Annotated in this window: 17 protein-coding genes, 1 tRNA gene and 1 pseudogene; 9 read left to right on the plus strand and 10 right to left on the minus strand. The window is 60.7% G+C overall.

Features of this window, described 5'->3' with window-relative positions:
- Window positions 1-66: 66 nt before the first annotated feature.
- Genes F506_RS07505 through F506_RS23390 form a run of 5 tightly spaced genes read left to right on the plus strand, consistent with a single transcriptional unit; the run spans window position 67 to window position 6,299 of the window.
- A complete protein-coding gene (locus tag F506_RS07505) occupies window positions 67-1,605 on the plus strand; it encodes a helicase HerA-like C-terminal domain-containing protein (protein ID WP_053196262.1) in 1,539 nt (512 codons plus the stop codon).
- 3 nt (window positions 1,606-1,608) lie between these two features.
- Complete coding sequence (locus F506_RS07510) at window positions 1,609-4,125, plus strand: DEAD/DEAH box helicase (RefSeq protein WP_053196264.1); 2,517 nt, start codon at window positions 1,609-1,611, stop codon at window positions 4,123-4,125.
- 55 nt (window positions 4,126-4,180) lie between these two features.
- Window positions 4,181-5,098 carry a DMT family transporter gene (locus F506_RS07515; RefSeq protein WP_053196267.1) on the plus strand — a complete coding sequence of 306 codons (918 nt, stop codon included), beginning with the start codon at window positions 4,181-4,183 and terminating at the stop codon, window positions 5,096-5,098.
- A 43-nt stretch (window positions 5,099-5,141) separates the two neighbouring features.
- Window positions 5,142-6,116, plus strand: a complete 975-nt coding sequence (locus F506_RS07520) for a quinone oxidoreductase family protein (protein WP_053196269.1) — start codon at window positions 5,142-5,144, stop codon at window positions 6,114-6,116.
- 9 nt (window positions 6,117-6,125) lie between these two features.
- Window positions 6,126-6,299: a hypothetical protein gene (locus tag F506_RS23390; protein WP_158443119.1), complete on the plus strand. Its 174-nt coding sequence runs from the start codon at window positions 6,126-6,128 to the stop codon at window positions 6,297-6,299.
- Between the two features lie 82 nt (window positions 6,300-6,381).
- On the opposite strand, the gene F506_RS07525 is transcribed toward F506_RS23390, so the two are convergent.
- Window positions 6,382-7,056, minus strand: a complete 675-nt coding sequence (locus tag F506_RS07525) for a DUF4136 domain-containing protein (RefSeq protein ID WP_053196271.1) — start codon at window positions 7,054-7,056, stop codon at window positions 6,382-6,384.
- A 152-nt stretch (window positions 7,057-7,208) separates the two neighbouring features.
- On the opposite strand from F506_RS07525, the gene pepN reads away from it, so the two are divergent.
- Window positions 7,209-9,908: an aminopeptidase N gene (gene pepN / locus F506_RS07530; protein WP_053196273.1), complete on the plus strand. Its 2,700-nt coding sequence runs from the start codon at window positions 7,209-7,211 to the stop codon at window positions 9,906-9,908.
- A gap of 76 nt (window positions 9,909-9,984) precedes the next feature.
- A complete protein-coding gene (locus F506_RS07535) occupies window positions 9,985-10,989 on the plus strand; it encodes a class 1 fructose-bisphosphatase (protein WP_053196277.1) in 1,005 nt (334 codons plus the stop codon).
- Between the two features lie 90 nt (window positions 10,990-11,079).
- On the opposite strand, the gene F506_RS07540 is transcribed toward F506_RS07535, so the two are convergent.
- Both F506_RS07540 and rarD read right to left on the minus strand, forming a co-directional pair.
- Window positions 11,080-11,634: a type 1 glutamine amidotransferase domain-containing protein gene (locus tag F506_RS07540; protein WP_053196279.1), complete on the minus strand. Its 555-nt coding sequence runs from the start codon at window positions 11,632-11,634 to the stop codon at window positions 11,080-11,082.
- A gap of 145 nt (window positions 11,635-11,779) precedes the next feature.
- Entirely contained in the window at window positions 11,780-12,670 is an 891-nt protein-coding gene (gene rarD, locus F506_RS07545; RefSeq protein WP_053201356.1) for an EamA family transporter RarD, read from the minus strand.
- A gap of 176 nt (window positions 12,671-12,846) precedes the next feature.
- On the opposite strand from rarD, the gene F506_RS07550 reads away from it, so the two are divergent.
- Window positions 12,847-12,922 (plus strand) — tRNA-Thr (locus F506_RS07550).
- Between the two features lie 126 nt (window positions 12,923-13,048).
- Window positions 13,049-13,183: pseudogene (locus F506_RS23035) on the plus strand (DUF3297 family protein); the annotation flags it as partial.
- A 42-nt stretch (window positions 13,184-13,225) separates the two neighbouring features.
- Here F506_RS23035 and F506_RS07555 read toward each other — a convergent pair.
- The 7 genes from F506_RS07555 to F506_RS23840 all read right to left on the minus strand — a co-directional run bounded on the left by F506_RS07555 (window position 13,226) and on the right by F506_RS23840 (window position 18,833).
- Window positions 13,226-14,575 (minus strand): hypothetical protein, encoded by a 1,350-nt coding sequence (locus tag F506_RS07555; protein WP_200907718.1) that lies wholly within the window; start codon window positions 14,573-14,575, stop codon window positions 13,226-13,228.
- 174 nt (window positions 14,576-14,749) lie between these two features.
- A complete protein-coding gene (locus F506_RS07560) occupies window positions 14,750-15,157 on the minus strand; it encodes a VOC family protein (RefSeq protein WP_053196281.1) in 408 nt (135 codons plus the stop codon).
- Window positions 15,154-15,648, minus strand: a complete 495-nt coding sequence (locus tag F506_RS07565; protein WP_053196284.1) for a helix-turn-helix transcriptional regulator — start codon at window positions 15,646-15,648, stop codon at window positions 15,154-15,156. The genes F506_RS07560 and F506_RS07565 overlap by 4 nt, the downstream gene beginning before the upstream one ends.
- Before the next feature lie 105 nt (window positions 15,649-15,753).
- Window positions 15,754-16,242, minus strand: a complete 489-nt coding sequence (locus tag F506_RS22605; protein WP_083457654.1) for a P-loop NTPase family protein — start codon at window positions 16,240-16,242, stop codon at window positions 15,754-15,756.
- A gap of 102 nt (window positions 16,243-16,344) precedes the next feature.
- Complete coding sequence (locus tag F506_RS07570) at window positions 16,345-16,953, minus strand: hypothetical protein (RefSeq protein WP_144424010.1); 609 nt, start codon at window positions 16,951-16,953, stop codon at window positions 16,345-16,347.
- A 565-nt stretch (window positions 16,954-17,518) separates the two neighbouring features.
- A complete protein-coding gene (locus tag F506_RS23040) occupies window positions 17,519-17,920 on the minus strand; it encodes a hypothetical protein (protein WP_144424011.1) in 402 nt (133 codons plus the stop codon).
- 136 nt (window positions 17,921-18,056) lie between these two features.
- Window positions 18,057-18,833, minus strand: coding sequence for an AraC family transcriptional regulator (locus tag F506_RS23840; protein ID WP_083457657.1), 777 nt, complete (start codon window positions 18,831-18,833; stop codon window positions 18,057-18,059).
- Window positions 18,834-18,905 lie beyond the last annotated feature (72 nt).

The raw sequence follows: 18,905 nt of genomic DNA on the forward strand, positions 1-18,905 counted from the left end.
GGGATTTTACCATATCGCCCGACCTCAAAGCCCATCACCGGCCCTCCCTTTTATTGATTTTCTATCATGATCAAGCCACTTTTCATCGCCAAAAATCAGACGCAGGAACTGGCCCTGCTGCCGAGCCTGGTCAATCGCCACGGCTGCATCACCGGCGCCACCGGTACCGGCAAGACGGTGACCCTGCAAGTGGTGGCGCAGGCACTCTCGGACATCGGCGTGCCGGTGTTCATGGCCGACGTCAAGGGCGACTTGTCCGGCCTGTCCAAGGCCGGCGTGCTGTCGGCCAAGGGCAAGGAACGCCTGAGCTCGCTCGGCATGGATGAGCCGGCCTGGGAAGCCTTGCCGGTGACCTTCTGGGACGTCTTCGGCGAAAAAGGCCATCCGGTGCGCGCGACGATCTCCGACATGGGGCCGCTGATGATTGCACGCATGCTCAATCTGAACGACACCCAGGAAGGCGTGCTGCAACTGGTTTTCAAGATCGCCGACGACAACGGCCTGTTGCTGCTCGACACCAAGGACCTGCGCGCCATGCTGCAGCACGTCGGCGACAACGCCGCCACCTTCAAGACCGAATACGGCAACATCTCCGCCGCCAGCATCGGCGCCATCCAGCGCGGCCTGATCGGCATCGAGGAGCAGGGCGGTGACAAGTTCTTCGGCGAGCCGATGCTCAACATCGAGGACTGGATGCAGACCGACGCCAAAGGCAAGGGCGTGATCAACATCCTCGCAGCCGACAAGCTGCTCAACGCGCCGCGGCTGTATTCGACCTTCCTGCTGTGGATGCTGTCCGAACTGTTCGAGCACCTGCCGGAAGTCGGCGACCTCGACAAGCCCAAGCTGGTGTTCTTCTTCGACGAGGCGCATTTGCTGTTCGACGAGGCGCCCAAGCCGCTGCTGCAAAAGATCGAGCAGGTGGTGCGCCTGATCCGCTCCAAGGGCGTCGGCGTGTTCTTCGTCACGCAAAATCCGCTCGATATTCCCGACACCGTGCTGGGCCAGCTTGGCAACCGCGTGCAGCACGCCCTGCGCGCCTACACGCCGCGCGACCAGAAGGCGGTGCAGGCCGCCGCCGAGACTTTCCGCGCCAATCCGCAACTCAATACTGAGACCGCCATCACCGAACTGGGCGTCGGCGAAGCGCTGGTGTCCTTTCTCGACGAGAAGGGCCGTCCCAACATCGTCGAGCGCGCCTACATCCTGATGCCGGGTTCGCAGATTGGCCCGATTACCGACGACGAGCGCAAGGCCTTCATCGCCTCATCGGTGGTGGCCGGCATCTACGAAAAGGCCGTCGACCGCGAGTCCGCATACGAAAAACTCAAGGGTCGCGCCGCACAGCAACCGGGCAATGCGCCGGCCGGCGCGCCTTCCACGATCCCTGCCGAGCCGGAGTCATCCGGCGGCGGAGGCGGCCTCGGCGACCTGCTCAAGGACGCCGCCGGCGGCTTCTTCGGCAACAGCGGCGGCAAGGGTAGCAGCAGCCGTCGCGAGTCTCCCGTTGAAGCGATGGTCAAATCCGCAGCGCGCAGCATCGGTTCGCAGGTCGGCCGCGAAATCATTCGCGGCGTGCTCGGGTCGCTGCTCAAGAAGCGCTGACCGATGGCGCTTCCGCAGGCGCAGTCCGCCGCCGGCACTTCTGAAGCAAGCGAAGTGCTCGGCCGTTTTCGCCCGCGCCTGACGCTGCAGACTTTCACGCGTGGCGACGGTGTGCTCGGCTTGCGTCCGGGCGGCCTGTTCGGCCCGCGCGGCGGCAACGTCACCGTGGCGCAGGTCGACTGGACCTACCAGGCCGGCGCCGGCCTGCATTGGGAAACCCCGGCGCCGGCCAGCCTGATGGACCAGAGCGCGGCCGCTACCCAACTCCTCTTCAATGCGCAAGGCAAGCAAGTCGTCATGCGACGCAACCTGCACGCCGAAGCCGACGCGCTCGAAGCCGTCCAGGCCGCGGGTTTGCTGCCGCTGCCGACGGACGCCTTGCAATGGCGCGCGGACGACATGGCGACGCCGCACACACAGTTATGGTCGCTGCTGCTGGAAAACAATTTCGGCGATTTCTGGGCCGACCGCGTCCCGGAGTTGCAGCAGCAAGGCTGGAGCATCGTCGTGCGTCCCGGCTTCGCCCACGAAAGCGTCCCGGTCGAGGCCTGGCGCGTCATCGTCAGCCCCGAATCGGGCGCCGTGCTCGGGAAGGAAGTCGCGAGCACGCTGCAACAAGGTCGCACCAAGATCATTGGCGATTTTGGCGAACCCGGCCGCGCCGCGTGGTGGCTGCTGACCATGGGCGTCGAAATCGAGGGCCAGTTCTTCGACCTCGCGCCGATGCTGGCCGACCTGCTGCGACGCGATGCGCGCTGGACCGACGTGCAGAAGATCGCCGCCATCGACGATATTTCTCTGATTTCATTGCGCGCGCCCGGCGGCAAACGCGTCGATGCCTTGGCGGCGCCGCTCAAGGTGATCGTGTCGGCGATGCTCGACCTGCTGACCGACGTGCGCCGCAAGGAAGGCGTGCTGCGCATTTCGGCCTGGGACGCCGGCCGCCTCGATGAGATGTGCCGCCGTCTCGGCGAAGACGGCGCCTCCTACGGCAGCGCCTTCCACTTGCAAAGCGACGCCGGCCTGCGCGAACTGGCGCTGCGCCTGCGCGCCGCCGGCGAGCCGCCGCCGGTGGCCGCGCCGGCCGGTCTCGGCGTGACCTTGCGGCCGTATCAGCTGCACGGGGTCGCGTGGCTGCAATACCTGCGCGCCCATCATCTGGCAGGCATCCTCGCCGACGACATGGGCCTGGGCAAGACCGCGCAGATGCTGGCGCACATCCTGATCGAAAAACAATCCGGCCGGCTCGATTGCCCGGCGCTGGTGGTGTTGCCGACCTCGCTGGTGTTCAACTGGCAGGCCGAAGCCAGGCGCATGGCGCCGGACTTGCGCGTACTGGCCTTGCAGGGGCCGCAGCGTGAGGACGACTTTGCGCGCATGGCCGGATTCGACATCGTGCTGACCACGTATCCGCTGGTGTGGCGCGACCTCGACGTGCTCGCCCGCCAGCAATTCCACCTGCTGATCCTCGATGAGGCACAGACCGTCAAGAACGCCGCCGCCCGCAGCGCCAGCGCGGTGCGCCGCCTGCGTGCGCGCCATCGCGTCTGCATGACCGGCACGCCGCTGGAAAATCATCTCGGCGAGTTGTGGGCGCAATTCAATTTCCTGATGCCGGGTTTCCTCGGCGAGGCGGCCACCTTCGCGCGGCTGTGGCGCAAGCCGATTGAAGAAAACGGCGAAACCTTGCGTGCGCAATTGCTGGCGCAACGGGTGCGGCCGTTCATCCTGCGCCGCCGCAAGGAAAACGTCGCCGCCGAACTGCCGCCCAAAACCGTTGCGATAAAACTGCTGCAATTGCAGGGCCGCCAGCGCGATCTCTACGAAAGCGTGCGCGCGGCCGCCGACCAGCAGGTGCGGCGTGCGCTGGAGCGGCGTGGGTTCACCGGTTCGCACGTGACCATCATGGATGCGCTGCTCAAGCTGCGCCAGGTTTGCTGCGATCCGTTCCTGCTCAAGAGCGGCAAGACCCCTAAAACCATCGAGCGCGCCAAGATCGAGATGCTGCGCGACATGCTGCCGTCGCTGGCGGCGGAAGGCCGGCGCGTGCTGGTGTTTTCACAGTTCACCGAAATGCTGGAGCTGATCGAGACCGAACTCGATGCGCTGGAACTCCCTTGGCTGTCGCTGACGGGCAAGACGCCGTCGGCGGCGCGCGGGGAGGTGGTGGCGCAATTCCAGCGCAAGGAGGTGCCCATCATGCTGGTCAGCCTCAAGGCCGGCGGCATCGGCCTCAATCTGACCGCGGCCGACACCGTGATCTTGGCCGATCCATGGTGGAATCCCGCCGTCGAAGAGCAGGCCATCGCCCGCGCCCATCGCATCGGCCAGGACCAGGCGGTGCTGGTCTACAAGCTCATCATCGAAGGCAGCATCGAAGAACGGATCCTCGAGTTGCAGGAGCGCAAGTCGGTGCTGGCCGAAGGCGTGCTCGGCAGCGACGGCGCGGTGACGCCCAAATTCGGCCAGGCGGAACTGGATGCGCTGATTGCGCCGCTGCAGCTGGCGCGGCCGGCCTGAAGCCGCAGGGTGAGTGCCCCGGGCAGAAGAGGGCCGGAGCGTTTACAATCAGGGGATGTCTTCCACCACGCTTTCTCCCTCCATTTCCCCGCGCCGCGCTTATCTTGCCGGCTTGCTGCTCGCCGTCATCGGCGCCATTTTCTTTTCCGCCAAGGCCATCGTCGCCAAGCTGATGTACCGCTATCACGTCGACGCGGTGATGGTGATCAGCCTGCGCATGATGTTTTCGCTGCCGATGTTCGCGGTGCTGGCGTTCTGGCAGGCGCGCAATTCGCCGCCGCTGGCCACGCGCGACTATGCCAAAATCGTCTTCCTCGGCCTGATCGGCTATTACCTGTCGAGCTTCCTCGATTTTCTCGGCCTGCAATACATCTCGGCCGGACTGGAGCGGCTGATCCTGTTCCTGACGCCGTCTTTCGTGCTGCTGATTTCCTTCACGTTCTACAAGCGCAAGGTCGGCCTGATCGAATGGGGCGCGCTGCTGGTGTCCTATCTCGGCACCGCGCTGGTGCTGCAGCATGACATCAACACCGGCGGCAACAACGTCGTGCTGGGCAGCGTGCTGGTGCTTGGCGCGGCGATCAGCTATGCGCTCTACCTGATCTTTTCCGGCGAGCTGGTGCGCCGGGTCGGCGCCATGCGCCTGGTCGCCTATGCGATGTGCGTGTCGTCGGTGGCTTGTATCATCCAGTTCTTCATCCTGCGTCCGGTGTCGGCGCTGGTGCAGCCGGTGCAGGTGTATCAGCTGTCGCTGATCAATGCGGTGTTCTGCACCGTGCTGCCGGTGTGCCTGACGATGGTTGCGGTGTCGCGCATCGGCGCACCGAGCGCGGCGCAGGCCGGGCTGGTCGGGCCGGTGTCGACGCTGTTCCTCGGCGCCATGCTGCTGGACGAACCGATCACGGCGATCCAGCTGACCGGCACCGCGCTGGTGCTGTCGGGCATTTATTTGCTGTCGCGGAAAAAGACTTGATTTATCAATTGCCAATGGTGAATGGCGCCCCAAGGAGACCGAAATGACAAAAGCAATCAGGATGTTCAAGACCGGCGGACCCGAAGTCATGGAATATGTCGACGTCGACGTCGCCGATCCCGGCCCCGGCGAAGTACGCATTCGCCACGCCGCGGTCGGTTTGAATTTTATCGACGTCTATTTCCGTACCGGCCTGTATCCGCAGCCGTTGCCGAGCGGCCTGGGTCAGGAGGGCGCCGGCACCATCGAAGCCGTCGGCGCCGGCGTTTCCGACTTCAAGGTGGGCGACCGCGTGGCTTATGCCGGTCGTCCCAACGGCGCTTACGCCGAGGCGCGCGTGATGCCCGCCGATATCCTGGTCAAGCTGCCCGATTCGATCAGCTTCGACACCGCCGCCGCGATGATGCTGCAAGGCATGACGGTGCAATACCTGCTGCGCCAGACCTATCCGCTCAAGGCCGGCGAGACCATGCTGCTGCATGCCGCCGCCGGCGGCATCGGCTTGATCGCTTGCCAATGGGCCAGGGCGCTGGGCGTGACCGTGATCGGCACCGTCAGCACCGATGAGAAAGCCGCGCTGGCGAAGGCGGCAGGCTGCACCCACGTGATCAATTACAAGACCGAAAATTTTGTCGAACGCGTCAAGGAACTGACCAGCGGCAAAGGCGTGCCGGTGGTCTACGATTCGATCGGCAAAGACACGTTCATCGGCTCGCTCGACTGCCTCTCGCCGCGCGGCATGATGGTCAGCTTCGGCAACGCATCCGGTCCGGTGTCGCCGTTCGGCGTGAGCGAACTGGCTTCGCGCGGTTCGCTGTTCCTGACGCGTCCGTCGCTGGGCAACTACATTGCCACGCGCGAGGCGCTCAACGCCACCGCCGACGACCTGTTCGCCATGGTCGAAGCCAAGAAGGTCAACGTCGACATCAACCAGCGTTATGCGCTCAAAGACGTCGGCCAGGCGCACGCGGATCTGGAAGGCCGCAAGACCACCGGTTCCACCATCCTGATTCCTTGAGGACCGACCTTGGCTACCCCTGACCCCGGCAAGAATCTTGGCAAAAGCCCGATGAACCATCCCGATGAGCAGCCTTCCGGCACCGACGGTTCGCCCAAATTCGGGCGGCTGCTGATCGTGCTGATCCTGGCGGTGCTGCTGATCGTGGCGATCACCTTCGGCAGCGAAGCGCTGTATTCCTGATCCGGAAGATGACGGAAAAAATCCCGGTCCTGCTCGCGCGGCAGACCGGGATTTTTATTGCCGATGCCAGTTGTTGCACAGGCTATTGCGCCGGCGCGGCGGGTTTGTCGGTGGCAGCTGTCGGCGCTGCGGGTGCATGCTTGTCCAGCTTCAGCACCACATGGCGGGAGACGCCGCTGGGGCCGGGGAATTCCGAAAACGCGCTGTACACCATGTACGGCATGGCCATCGGCAGCGTCGCTTCACGGCCTTCGCTGTCGACCGTGACTTCATACAGTTTGCGGTCGTTGTCGGCGCGCGTGATGCTCAGGTACAGGCGGCGCTGGAATACCGGGAAAGCGGTGGTCTGCATCGGCGGTCCCCAGAACGGATCGTAGAACGGTCCAGGCCCCCAGGGGCCGAACGGACGTCCGCGCCATCCCGGATAGCCCGGGCCGTACCAGAACGGATCGTAGACCGGCTGGGTCACCACCACGGTGCCGGCCTGCATGCCATAGCTGAACGCCACCTTGAGCGCCGCCCTGGTCCCGGGTGTGTCGGTGAAGCCCAGGCGCTGCAGCTCGGCGCGCACCAGCTGCTCGTAATTGCGATATTCGAGACTGCTCTTCTGGTCCTTGGTCGGTGTGAAGACATAGGACTTGTCGGCCAGATCGGCGGGCCAGGCGTGGAAGGCGGTGACGTCGCTGGTGATGGTGCTAGCGCAGCCTGCGAGCAGGATGCTGCTTGCGGCGAAGAGGATGCCAGACAAGCGTTTCATGGTAGTTCTCCGGTGATGACGAGGCAGGGCGACGATTGGTGGAACTGTTTGGGCCCCTAATCTGTCCCTTTTCTGCCTATCCAATCGGTTGATTGGTAAAATCGTGTTTTGTTCCTAATGCATTCTATTGCACCTTTCCCGGGATCTCCTCCATGCGCACCGATACGCCTCCGACGATTTACCGTAAAGACTATGCCGCACCGACCTATTTTGTCGACACTGTCGAGATGGGTTTCGACCTCGAACCAGAGCTGACGCGCGTTGCGACGCGCATCGTGATGCAGCGCAATCCGGCGGCCGCCGGCCGCGACATCGAACTTTACGGCGAAGAACTCGAACTGGTGCAGCTGCGTCTGAATGGCAAAACCCTGACCGCGCGCGACTATCGCATCCAGGGCGGCATCCTGCGCATCGCCGGTGCACCCGCCAAGGTCACGCTGGAAATCGAAACCACTACGCAGCCGCAGCGCAATACCTCGCTCATGGGCCTGTACGTGTCCAACGGCAATTTTTTCACGCAGTGCGAAGCCGAAGGTTTCCGCAAGATCACCTACTTCCCCGATCGTCCCGACGTCATGGGCAAGTACACCGTGATGCTGCGCGCCGACAAGAAGCTATATCCGGTGCTGCTGTCCAACGGCAACCTGATCGAAGAGGGCGATTTGCCCGGCGGCCGGCACTACGCCAAGTGGGAAGATCCGTTCAAGAAACCGTCCTACCTGTTCGCGCTGGTGGCCGGGAATCTGGTCTGCCAGGAAGAAAAGTACAAGCTGCAATCCGGCCGCGAAGTGCTGCTGCAGGTGTGGGTGGAGGAAGGCAACCTCGACAAGACCCAGCACGCCATGGATTCGCTCAAGAACAGCATCCGTTGGGATGAAGAGCGTTTCGGCCTGGAGCTCGACCTGGACCGTTTCATGATCGTCGCGGTCGGCGACTTCAACATGGGCGCGATGGAGAACAAGGGTCTCAACATCTTCAACACCAAGTTCGTGCTGGCCAATCCGCGCATCGCCACCGATGTCGACTACGCCAACATCGAAGCCGTGGTCGGCCATGAATACTTCCACAACTGGACCGGCAACCGCGTCACCTGCCGCGACTGGTTCCAGCTGTCGCTGAAGGAAGGCCTGACCGTGTTCCGCGACCAGGAATTCTCGGCCGACATGATCGGCAGCGACAGCGGCCGTGCGGTCAAGCGCATCGACGACGTGCGCGTGCTGCGCCAGGCGCAGTTCCCGGAAGACGCCGGCCCGATGGCGCATCCGGTGCGTCCTGACTCCTTCGTCGAGATCAACAATTTCTACACCGTCACCGTCTACGAAAAAGGCGCCGAAGTCGTGCGCATGTACCAGACCCTGCTGGGCCGCGACGGCTTCCGCAAGGGCATGGATCTGTACTTCCAGCGACACGACGGCCAGGCCGTGACCTGCGACGATTTCCGCGCCGCCATGGCCGATGCCGGCAAGCGCGACCTCAAGCAGTTCGAGCGCTGGTACAGTCAGGCCGGCACGCCGCGCGTGGCCGCTTCGGTGCGCTACGACGCCAAGGCGAAGACGCTGGAACTGACGCTGGAACAATCCTGCCCGCCGACACCCGGGCAAAAGAAAAAGCTGCCGTTCCACATCCCCGTCGCCGTCGGCCTGCTCGACCGCAAGGGCCGCGACCTGGCGCTGACGCTGGCCGGCGAAAAGACCGCCAAGTCTGCAGCTACCACGCGCGTGCTGGAACTGACCCAGGCAAAACAAAGCTTCACCTTCACCAACGTCGCCGAGAAACCGGTGCCATCGATCCTGCGCGGCTTCTCCGCACCGGTGGCGCTGGAGTATGACTACAGCGACGCCGAACTGGCCTTCCTGATGGCGCATGACAGCGATCCGTTCAACCGCTGGGAAGCCGGCCAGCGCCTCGCCACGCGCCGCCTGCTCAGCCTGACCATCGCGGTGCAGGCTGCGCGCCAGTCGGGGCACGTGGTCTCGGTCGATTCCGTGCTGAACAGCTTGCAGCATGACAGTGCGCTGACCGACGCCTTGCGCGCCACACTCAACGACGCCTCGCTCGACCCGGCGTTCCGCGAACTGGTGCTGACGCTGCCGTCGGAAACCATGATCGCGGAGCAGATGGAAGTCATCGATCCGCAAGCCATCCACGCCGCGCGCCAGTTCCTGCGCCGCACGCTGGCCAAAGAGCTTAGCGCCGACCTGCTCAAGGCGTATCGCGACAATCACCACGGCGGCGCCTACAGCCCCGACGCAGCTTCCTCCGGCAAACGCGCGCTCAAGAACGTGGTCTTGTCCTACCTGGCCGAGCTCGACGACGAGCAGGCCCACACGCTGGCGCAGCAGCAATGCGACAACGCCAACAACATGACCGACCGCCTGGCTGCGCTCGCCGCCCTGGCCAACAGCGGTGCCACCGGCAAGCGCAAGGCCCTGGAAGATTTCTACAGCGAGTTCGAACAGGAAGCGCTGGTCATCGACAAGTGGTTCACGCTGCAGGCGACTGCGCGCACTGCCGACGTCGAGACCGTGCGCACGCTGGCTCGGCATCCCGCCTTCACGCTGAAGAATCCGAACCGTGCGCGCAGCCTGATTTTCAGCTTCTGCAACGGCAATCCTTCGGCCTTCCATGCACTCGACGGCAGCGGCTACGCCTTCTGGGCCGAGCAAGTCATCGCGCTCAATGGCAGCAACCCGCAAGTCGCCGCGCGCCTGGCGCGCAGCCTGGACCGCTGGCGCAAATATTCGCCGGCACTGCAGGAAAGAATGCGCAACGCCTTGCGCCAGGTCGCCGACACGCCCAAGCTGTCGCGCGACGTCGCCGAGGTGATCACCAAGTCGCTGGCCGATAAATAAACATAAATGGACGCGGCGCCGTCAGGACATCGACCGGCGCCGCAATGAATCTGCATTCATTTTTAGAGAGAGCATCATGACCAAACGCATCAGCCTTACCCAACACCTGATCGAGCAGCAGCGGCTGCACAACAAGATCCCGTCCGAACTGCGCCTGCTGATCGAAGTCGTCGGCCGCGCCTGCAAGAGCATCAGCCACGCCGTCGGCAAAGGCGCGCTTGGTGAAGTGCTGGGCAGCGCCGGCAGCGAAAACGTCCAGGGCGAAGTACAGAAGAAGCTGGACGTCATCTCCAACGAGATCCTGCTCGAAGCCAATGAATGGGGCGGCCACCTGGCCGGCATGGCGTCGGAAGAAATGGAAACCATCCATCCGATTCCCAACCGTTATCCAAAAGGCGAATACCTGCTGATGTTCGATCCGCTGGACGGTTCCAGCAACATCGACGTCAACGTTTCCATCGGCACCATCTTCTCGGTGCTGAAAGCGCCGGACGGCATGACCACCCCGTCGGAAAAGGACTTCCTGCAACCGGGCACCAAGCAAGTCGCCGCCGGTTACGCCGTCTACGGCCCGCAAACCGTGCTGGTGTTGACCACCGGCGACGGTGTGCACTGCTTCACGCTGGACCGCGAAATGGGCGCCTGGGTGCTGACCCAGCGCGACATGCAGATTCCCGCCGATACCAAGGAATTCGCCATCAACGCTTCCAACGCGCGCCACTGGTATCCGCCGGTCAAGCGTTATGTCGACGAAGTGCTGGCCGGCTCCACCGGTCCGCGCGGCAAGGACTTCAACATGCGCTGGATCGCCTCGATGGTCGCCGATGTGCATCGCATCCTCAACCGCGGCGGCGTGTTCATGTACCCGGCCGATGCGCGTGAACCGGATAAGGCGGGCAAGCTGCGCCTGATGTACGAAGCCAACCCGATGGCCTTCATTGTCGAGCAGGCCGGCGGCGCCGCCACCAACGGCGACCAGCGCATCCTCGACATCCAGCCGGAGAAACTGCATCAACGCGTCGCGGTGTTCCTCGGTTCGAAGAACGAAGTCGAGCGCGTCACCAGCTATCACAAGGAATAAGTTTTACGGGGAACAGGTTTTCCTGGTCGACGAAATGAAAAGGGACTTGCCTGGCAAGTCCCTTTTTCATTGCGCACAAGTTCGGACGGCTTACGCAGCCTTCTTCAACGCCGCCAGCAAGGTCTTGTTGAACGCCGGGATATCATCCGGCTTGCGCGAGGTGATGAAGTTGTCATCCTGCACCACTTCGCGATCGACCCATTTGCCGCCGGCGTTCCTGAAGTCGTCCTGCAGACTCGGCCAGCTGGTCACGGTGCGATCCTTCGCCAGCCCGGCCGAGATCAGCAGCCAGCCGCCGTGGCAGATCGCCGCGATGGGTTTGTGCGCGGCGTCGGCTTGCTGCACGAACCTGCGCGCTTCCGGCACCAGCCGCATGGCGTCGCCATTGACCACGCCGCCCGGCAGCAGCACGGCGGCGTAGTCTTCCTGGCGTGCCTGCTCGAAGGTCTTGTCGACCTTGACCTGTTCGCCCTTGTCGACGTGCTTGAAACCCTCCAGCATGCCGTCCTTGGCGGAGATCACGTCGACGTGCACGCCGGCGGCTTCGAGCGCCTTCTTCGGTTCCAGCAGCTCGGCTTGTTCAAAGCCATCGGTGGCGAGGATGGCGACGCATAGGGGGGAAGAGGATGAGGATGGATTGGCCATGATGATTTCTCCATGTGGAATGATCGTCCCGGCAGCGTGCGTACCGCTACCGGCAGAACGATCATCCTGCGCCCATATGACAACGCCGCCTATCAGCGTAGCGCTGAAGGCGGCGTCAGAATAGCGACGACGGAGCCGGGCCGGATCAGCGGCGCTGCATCAGCCGCACGCTGTGGATGGCGGTGAACCCCACCGACATCCAGATCGGGATATACGTCCACAACTGCGCCGCGCTCAGCGTCTCATCGAGCAGGATGATCGCCACCACCACCAGCAATACCGGTTCGACGTAACCGAGGATGCCGAACAGGCCCATCGGCAGCAGCCGGCTGGCGCGCAGATAGCAGTCCAGCGCCACCGTGCTGAGCAAGCCGAGGCCCGGCAGCAGCATCAGGTACATGTCCGGCCGCTGCCATACGCCCGCAAAATTCGGGCTGATCGCCAGCGTGTACAGCGCCACCGGCGTCAGCAGGAAAATCTCCATGATGAAGATCACCATCGAATCCAGCTTGAGGCGCCGCCGCATCATGAAGTAGGGCGGATAACCCAGCGCCACGAGCAGTGTCGGCCACGAGAAGGCCTGCGTCATCCACAGCTCGTGCAGCACGCCGATGACCGCGCACACCACGGCGATGCGCTGCCATCCGTCGAGCCGCTCGTGGTAATAGAAGCGCCCGATCAGCACCATCGCCAGCGGCAGCAGGAAATAGCCGAGCGACACCTCCAGCGCACGGCCATTGACCGGCGCCCAAAGGAACAGCCACAACTGCACGCCCAGCATCGCCGTCATCGCCACGAACAGCAGCGCCTGCAGCGGACTGCGCAGCAATGCAAGAACGGCATCGCGCAACTGCGCACCGTGCTTGCGCCAGACGATCAGCAACAGCGCCGGTGGCAGCGTCCACAAGATGCGCCAGGCAAAGATGTCGAGCCCATCCAGCGGCGTCAACCAGCTGGTGTAGGCGGAAAGAAGGGCGAACAGCAGCGACGCCGTCACCGACAAAGCGATGCCGCGCGCCGTTTCGGAATGATTCATGAGGGAAGAGTAGTAATCGAACAAGGCACCAACATGGTGCGATGGCGATTGTAACGTCGGCACACCAATGCTGCTTGGGCTTATGTAAAGAAAGCATGAAGTCTCGATGCCTGGCGAGACGGGGACAGTGCACGGGCGCATCTGGCAAAAGCGGAATCTTGCTAAAATATCGCTGGGCTGATGTAGCTCAGTTGGTAGAGCAACTGATTCGTAATCAGTAGGTCGGAGGTTCGATTCCTCTCATCAGCACCAGTTTACAAGGGGGGCGGCTTATTCGGGCCCTAGGGGACATCCGGGTTATTTTCGGGCCTTTCTTGCACTGCCGATGACCGTTTCTGACCGCGTTGCTGAAAGTGCTCAAGCTGATCCTAGGCAAACTTGAACTGGGGGCGCCTTCGCCCTGACCGGCGCTCAATCGATCCGCTCCATTTTCATTTCAACGCCGCCATCTTCGAACATGAAGCCGGCATTCGGCGCAACGATAAACAGCGTACCCACGTCGACGAATATTGCGTCAGCGAGGATCAGAGTCCCCGGCGTCGCAGAGGCATCGTCTCAGAACTTGGTCGCAATACCCAAGCCCCACTTACGCTCGGCGTCACCCGTGTCCGGCAGCAATCCATCCGAATAATCCAGGCTCAATCCCACGTTCTGGTTGAAGTTATAAGTCAGAGCGCCCTTCCAGTAGTGGATGCTGCGCGAGCCCTGCAGGGCCTTGAGACCGGTATAGGTGGTGGTGAAGTCGAATGGCAGCCTCGGATTGGTCGAGGCCAGCGTGAAGCCTGCCTGTGCACCCAGGCGGATGAAGTCCTGGTGCTGTTCGTAGACCGCCGCTTCGCCGCGATTGAGATACGTGCCGTTGCGGCTCTGGCCGATCAGAATGGGCTTGAAGGCAAGGCCATTGTTCCAGCGGATGAAATCGTTGAGGATGCCGGGCCGCACCATCGTGTAGGTAAAGTTGACGGTGAGCAGGCGGCTGCCGTCGGAGCTGTTGACAAGATAGTCCGGTCGCGCCGTCAAGTCTTCGGTATTGGCCGACCCCGGATGGGCGAAGTGGAATGACGAGAGCACACCGGCCTGGCCGGTGCGGGTGGTGTCCACGGTGATGGCGCCGCCGTTGTAATTGGTCACGCGGTTCTGCTTGAAGCCGACGTAAGGCACCGCCTCGTAGGTACTGCCGTTGCCGTTCATCGGACGCTTGTCGAAGGAGTAGCCGGCGAAGACCACGATGTCATTCGTGCGCGACTGCGCCACATCGTCATTTGCCAGCGTCAGGTGCGCACGCTCGACGGAAGCATACGCGGCCTGATTGCTGCGATCGATGGACAACTGATCTGGATTGCCGCGCACACGCACCGGATCCATCCAGCCCGGTTCAGGCTGTGCTGCTGTACTCGCCGTCGCAGGTCCTGCCGCGCCGGCAGCAGCTACGGTAGCCGGCACCGCGTTCGTGGTGGCAGCTTCTGCCGCATACGGCAGGCTGAGCTGCGCATCGCTTCGTACACAGGCCAGGCTGCTCCGGTTGTCGGCATCGAAGAACGTAGCCGCAACAGCGCCGCCCGTCGGCCGGAATTGCGCGTCCTTGCCGTCGAGCAGTTGCTGCAGATCGCCGGCGATGTGATCGACGTTGCAACCGTCGCCTTTGCATGCGCCTCCTTCGGTTTTCTCGGCGGCGCGTTTCTTGAACAGCCATGACGTCAACGCCCGATACGACGACAGCGGTGCAGGATGTTCTCCAACAGCCAGGTAAGCGGTGCTGACCGGATAGGCGGCAAGCAGACGGGCGGCCAGCGTTTCTTTGTCAACTTTCAGATCAGGGGCGCACAAGCCGGCGGCATCGGCTGCCTGAGCCAGCGACGCGGCGCCGGAAGTGGACAGCAGCATCAGCGCTACCAGCGACTGCATGCGTCTTCGGACTGAGAGATTTGTTGTCGTAGCAATAAATGGCATCCAAGGGTTCCGGGCAAAGCAGGTATGAATGCGCTGCACCGGAAAATGTTCAATGCCAATTGCAAATTTATGCTGGGGATGAATTTGCCGCCATCGATTGCGGGACACGATTCATTGGATGCAAGCGTCTCAGCGCCGCTCCTGAATCATCTTCCATCCGTTTCCAGACGGATCGCGAAAGCCGGCGTCAACTGTCCCATAACGCTCAATGGGTTCTTGGGTGAACTCCACGCCCCGTTCTTTCATCTTTGCGCAGGTCTCGTGACAATCCCGCACGATCAGCACCAGCGGAGGCATTGCCCCTTTGGCCACCATCGCTTTCAAGGTCTGCTCGGTTGCGGCATCATGCATCGGCGGACCGGGAGTGAACAGTCCCAGTTGAAAAGCCGGTTGATCCGGATGTTGCACGGTCAGCCACCGATAGTTGCCGTTTTTTACATCGGTATGAACGCGAAAACCGAGCTTATCGACATAAAACGCGAGCGCCTCATCCTGATCTCGCACGTACACGCCTGCTACCTGAACACCATCACTCATGTCTTGCCTCCTTTAGGTTGGGTCTCCTTTATACCGTCGGCCGAAAGACGCCGCTTCTCCAAAACTGAGGTTTTGAGATCAGGACGGTGAGCCGCGCTGACAATACATGCGGGAATGCTGCCGAGTCCCTGCAGCGCCGCCCGGGCCTGCCTGCGTACCGTGCCGGGTTTTTCACCGGTGATTTCCCGGAAAATTCGCCCGAACGTGCCAAGGCTCCGCCAACCGGTCTGAAAGGCGATTTCCGTAATCGGGAGCTCACTATCGCATAGCAATGCCGCCGCCCGTTCAATGCGCCGGGTGAGCAAATAACGGTGCGGCGGCGTGCCAAATGCGTCTTTGAATGACCGCGCGAAATGCGCCTCGGAGACGTGGCTCACACTTGCCAGTCGCGTGACGGGCCAGTCTTCGTGGGATGCGGCATCCATGCAATCCTTTGCGCGAAGGAGTCGGCGCAACAATTCAGGACTCTGGATGATAGGGTCTTTGCTCATCTTGCTAGTAGAACCGCTCGGCAGGTTTTTGGTATCTCGTCCTCGCAGGTCTTTTCCTGGTTTTATCTATGCGTGAAATATCTGCTTGTGGACGGCGGACCAGCACTAAGAATTGACCAGCGCAACTATTTCGCCCCTGGTTTGAAGACTCAGCTTGGAGCCGGAAAAGTCATCAAAAATACGCTGATGAGCATTGAAGGAACTTGAACCTGTCCGAACGCGATAAGTGTTCGCCCATTCAAGCAAGTCGGCGAATGACTGTTCGCTGGCATTTCCACGTCGACCTCGGCACTGGATATTGTCCAGACATTCCTTCTCGCTCAAGCGCAGCCATATTAACGCCGTAGCGCTCGTCACGATTTCACGAACCAGCCATCCATAGATACCCTCAATGACCCATCTCTCTTGTGAAGCAGCTGCTTTAGCCAGTTCAACTGCCTGGCTTCGTTCTCTCGCTTGGTTATATCCGCTTCCCAGCCAATGAATCGAATCCAAATCTACGTAGGCGCCACCATATTTTTTCGCCAAGTGCTCTGCCAGCCAACTCTTTCCGGAGCCCGAGTTTCCGACGATTATCGTTCTTGAGATATCCATCTAACCTCCCCAAAAATCACATTTTTCTCCGGGAAATATTTGCTGTTCCCATGTGAAGACCGCCTAGTCGGAACGTCCGTTTCTGGCCGGAAGCGGTCATCCTCACTCTCGCCCCTTTAGCTCTTCCCGGCAGACTTCGTGCAACGCTGTGGCCACCACAATGGCAGGCATTATAAAAATCTCATTCAAGTCACCGACTTCATAGTGGTAGCGCCATTGAACAAAAGCATCATTGAGGACGCTCAATGTTCGGACTACGTCGACCGTTTCTTCAACCTTCCAGAAGGTAGCGGCTGGTCCTACTGCTTTCAGAATCAGACTCTTGGCCTCGTCAGGAAGCTGCTCAAAGATTCGAAGCAATTTATGCCCACGGGTATTCACCCCAAACAAGCGTCCTACCGTTTTTAAATATACCTCAATGGAAAAGGCTGTATTAACTACCCATGGGGTGATTGCCTGCCCATCTCTGGGTAGGTGCGCAAGCTTCTGGTAGTACAGCATGGAAGAGGTGGCAGCAAATGCCATAGCCTGATTGAACATCGCCTGTTCGACAGAGACTTTCTTATAAAGCCCCTTTTCTATCATCAATTGCCGGGCAAGCTCCGCATCCTCTGTATGGTCATGTCCTTCTCGTACCTCTCCAACAAGACGGCCGTTAAGATACACCGCCTTATGGCCCGGAGCTGGCTGGTGCTTATTACTGGTTGCCACTGCATCTCCTTACGAATGATGATTAGCCGCATGACCGCCGCTGGCCGGTTGCGGACCTCCACTAATTGGTCCGCAAAAATACACAAAATATTCCTATCAACCATGTGGCGAAAAAAGTGACGAGAAACAACATCATCCTTCCACGTGCAATTCGCCACGTCTCTGTAACGGTGGGTTGATAAAAATATTCAAGCATGTCTTTCGACCAAAAATCTCGCCAATCTTTCTTTTGACGAGCATAAATGAAGTCATTTACAAGTAACGCCCCCAGCGAAATCACGATGATGACAGCCAATCCAATAGCAACGGACATATCCAGTGCGGATAAGACATTGAGGTCGTGGCTATCCCCCAAAGAGCCCGTCCATCTGATTCGTAATCATGCTTCGACAGTCAGAATGATGAGACGACGAGTGAGAAAATATCAGAGTAGAAGAACCCAATAAAAAGCCCCGCAATTGCGGGGTTTTTTGTTTGAATCGAATGTCCATTACTGTCCGAAAACGGGCAACGGTTCAATCAGCGAACGAACTTCTTGGCTATGAACCGCCACGTCGGACTGGAATTAGTTTGAGAACAAATCATATGTGATTGATGCCGCACCGGCGACTGTCCCGCCGCCGAAATTTCCGATCACAGAGAGACCTACACCCGTAGGAATGTGGATGGAATCCGGGATATTCCCGAATGTATTCTGAGCCCCTGGGCCGGCGAGGATGCGGAATATCACTCGATTTGTTCCATCTGGATAGTTTGCCTGTAACGCGACTTCGGCATTGTTTGTCGAGTAAAGCGCTGCGGTGCGAATCGTTGCTCCATTCACATTAGCTGCTTGTGTAAATACCACTTGCACCGTTCCGGTGTTTATATTTTGAGAGAAAAAACGAGAACCTAGATTTTGCTCCGCCTTTGCCAAGTTTGAGAATGACAGGCAAAGAATAAAAGAGAAGAGAAAAAGTTTGCGCATCAAATTGTTCCTTTTAATATTGTTGTAGAGAACATGATCACAGGGGGTAATAAGTCTGTCAACAGCCCGATTAATTTGGGCAATTTTCGCACATCCGCTTTTGGCCGATTGCGGACCCCCACATGAACATTGAAACCTAATGCAGCAAGGATTCATAGCGCCCAGGAGTCGCTCCGAAGGTGCGGCGAAACAAGGCGATGAAGGCGCTTACGTTGCCGTAACCCAGATCGAGGGCGATTGTCGTTACGGATTTCCCGGCAGCGAGCATCTCCAGCGATTTTAACAAGCGCACGCGCTGGCGCCATTCGGTAAAGCTGAAGCCGGTCTCTGCCACGAAGCGCCGCGTCAGGGTACGAGGGGCAATGCCTGCCCACATCGCCCATTCCTCCATTCGGCGTTCATCATCAGGCCTGTCTGACAGCGCACGAGCGATTTTCAGCAGGCGGGCGTCTTGCGGCATCGGCAGGCCAAGAAATTCCTCGGGCAGGGTGCGGATTTCATCAAGAATTACGCCAGCCAATCTGGACTGTGCCTCGTTCAGAGTATCGCCTTCCCAGGAGGCGGCCCGAGCAACCGCCTCGCGGAGAAGGCCGGAGGTCGTCATCATGCGCGGTCTGTCAGGCAAATCGGTGCAAGACGCAGCGGAAACATAGACGCTCCAACCTTCAAAAGGCCCGTGTGAACGGAGTCCATGGATAACGCCCGGAGGTATCCACACGGCCTGTGTCGCCGGCACCACCCATCGGCTGGAGTTCGTGTCCACCGACAGCAATCCTCGGGTGGCGCCGAGCAACTGTCCGCGCGAGTGATAGTGCGGGGCAGTTATTCGTTGGGCTCCCGACTGTTCAGCGACCGCCACCAATAGAGGGGAGTCTGACGACGCGCGCGCCGGCGTGATGAGGGGGGAGGGAATTTCGTGGCTCCAATTGAGTATTTTTAGGCCTCAATGAGGCACATGAGTCAATTTGTCGATCCTACAATGGGA

The sequence above is a fragment of the Herbaspirillum hiltneri N3 genome, from assembly GCF_001267925.1.
GTDB lineage: Bacteria > Pseudomonadota > Gammaproteobacteria > Burkholderiales > Burkholderiaceae_D > Herbaspirillum > Herbaspirillum hiltneri.

Excerpts from the sequence above, each read along its gene's own strand:
- F506_RS07505 (WP_053196262.1), top strand. The coding sequence starts at position 67 with ATGATCAAGCCACTTTTCATCGCCAAAAATCAGACGCAGGAACTGGCC.
- F506_RS07510 (WP_053196264.1), top strand. The coding sequence starts at position 1,609 with ATGGCGCTTCCGCAGGCGCAGTCCGCCGCCGGCACTTCTGAAGCAAGC.
- F506_RS07515 (WP_053196267.1), top strand. The coding sequence starts at position 4,181 with ATGTCTTCCACCACGCTTTCTCCCTCCATTTCCCCGCGCCGCGCTTAT.
- F506_RS07520 (WP_053196269.1), top strand. The coding sequence starts at position 5,142 with ATGACAAAAGCAATCAGGATGTTCAAGACCGGCGGACCCGAAGTCATG.
- F506_RS07525 (WP_053196271.1), bottom strand. The coding sequence starts at position 7,056 with ATGAAACGCTTGTCTGGCATCCTCTTCGCCGCAAGCAGCATCCTGCTC.
- pepN (WP_053196273.1), top strand. The coding sequence starts at position 7,209 with ATGCGCACCGATACGCCTCCGACGATTTACCGTAAAGACTATGCCGCA.
- F506_RS07535 (WP_053196277.1), top strand. The coding sequence starts at position 9,985 with ATGACCAAACGCATCAGCCTTACCCAACACCTGATCGAGCAGCAGCGG.
- F506_RS07540 (WP_053196279.1), bottom strand. The coding sequence starts at position 11,634 with ATGGCCAATCCATCCTCATCCTCTTCCCCCCTATGCGTCGCCATCCTC.
- rarD (WP_053201356.1), bottom strand. The coding sequence starts at position 12,670 with ATGAATCATTCCGAAACGGCGCGCGGCATCGCTTTGTCGGTGACGGCG.
- F506_RS07555 (WP_200907718.1), bottom strand. The coding sequence starts at position 14,575 with ATGCAGTCGCTGGTAGCGCTGATGCTGCTGTCCACTTCCGGCGCCGCG.
- F506_RS07560 (WP_053196281.1), bottom strand. The coding sequence starts at position 15,157 with ATGAGTGATGGTGTTCAGGTAGCAGGCGTGTACGTGCGAGATCAGGAT.
- F506_RS07565 (WP_053196284.1), bottom strand. The coding sequence starts at position 15,648 with ATGAGCAAAGACCCTATCATCCAGAGTCCTGAATTGTTGCGCCGACTC.
- F506_RS22605 (WP_083457654.1), bottom strand. The coding sequence starts at position 16,242 with ATGGATATCTCAAGAACGATAATCGTCGGAAACTCGGGCTCCGGAAAG.
- F506_RS23040 (WP_144424011.1), bottom strand. The coding sequence starts at position 17,920 with ATGCGCAAACTTTTTCTCTTCTCTTTTATTCTTTGCCTGTCATTCTCA.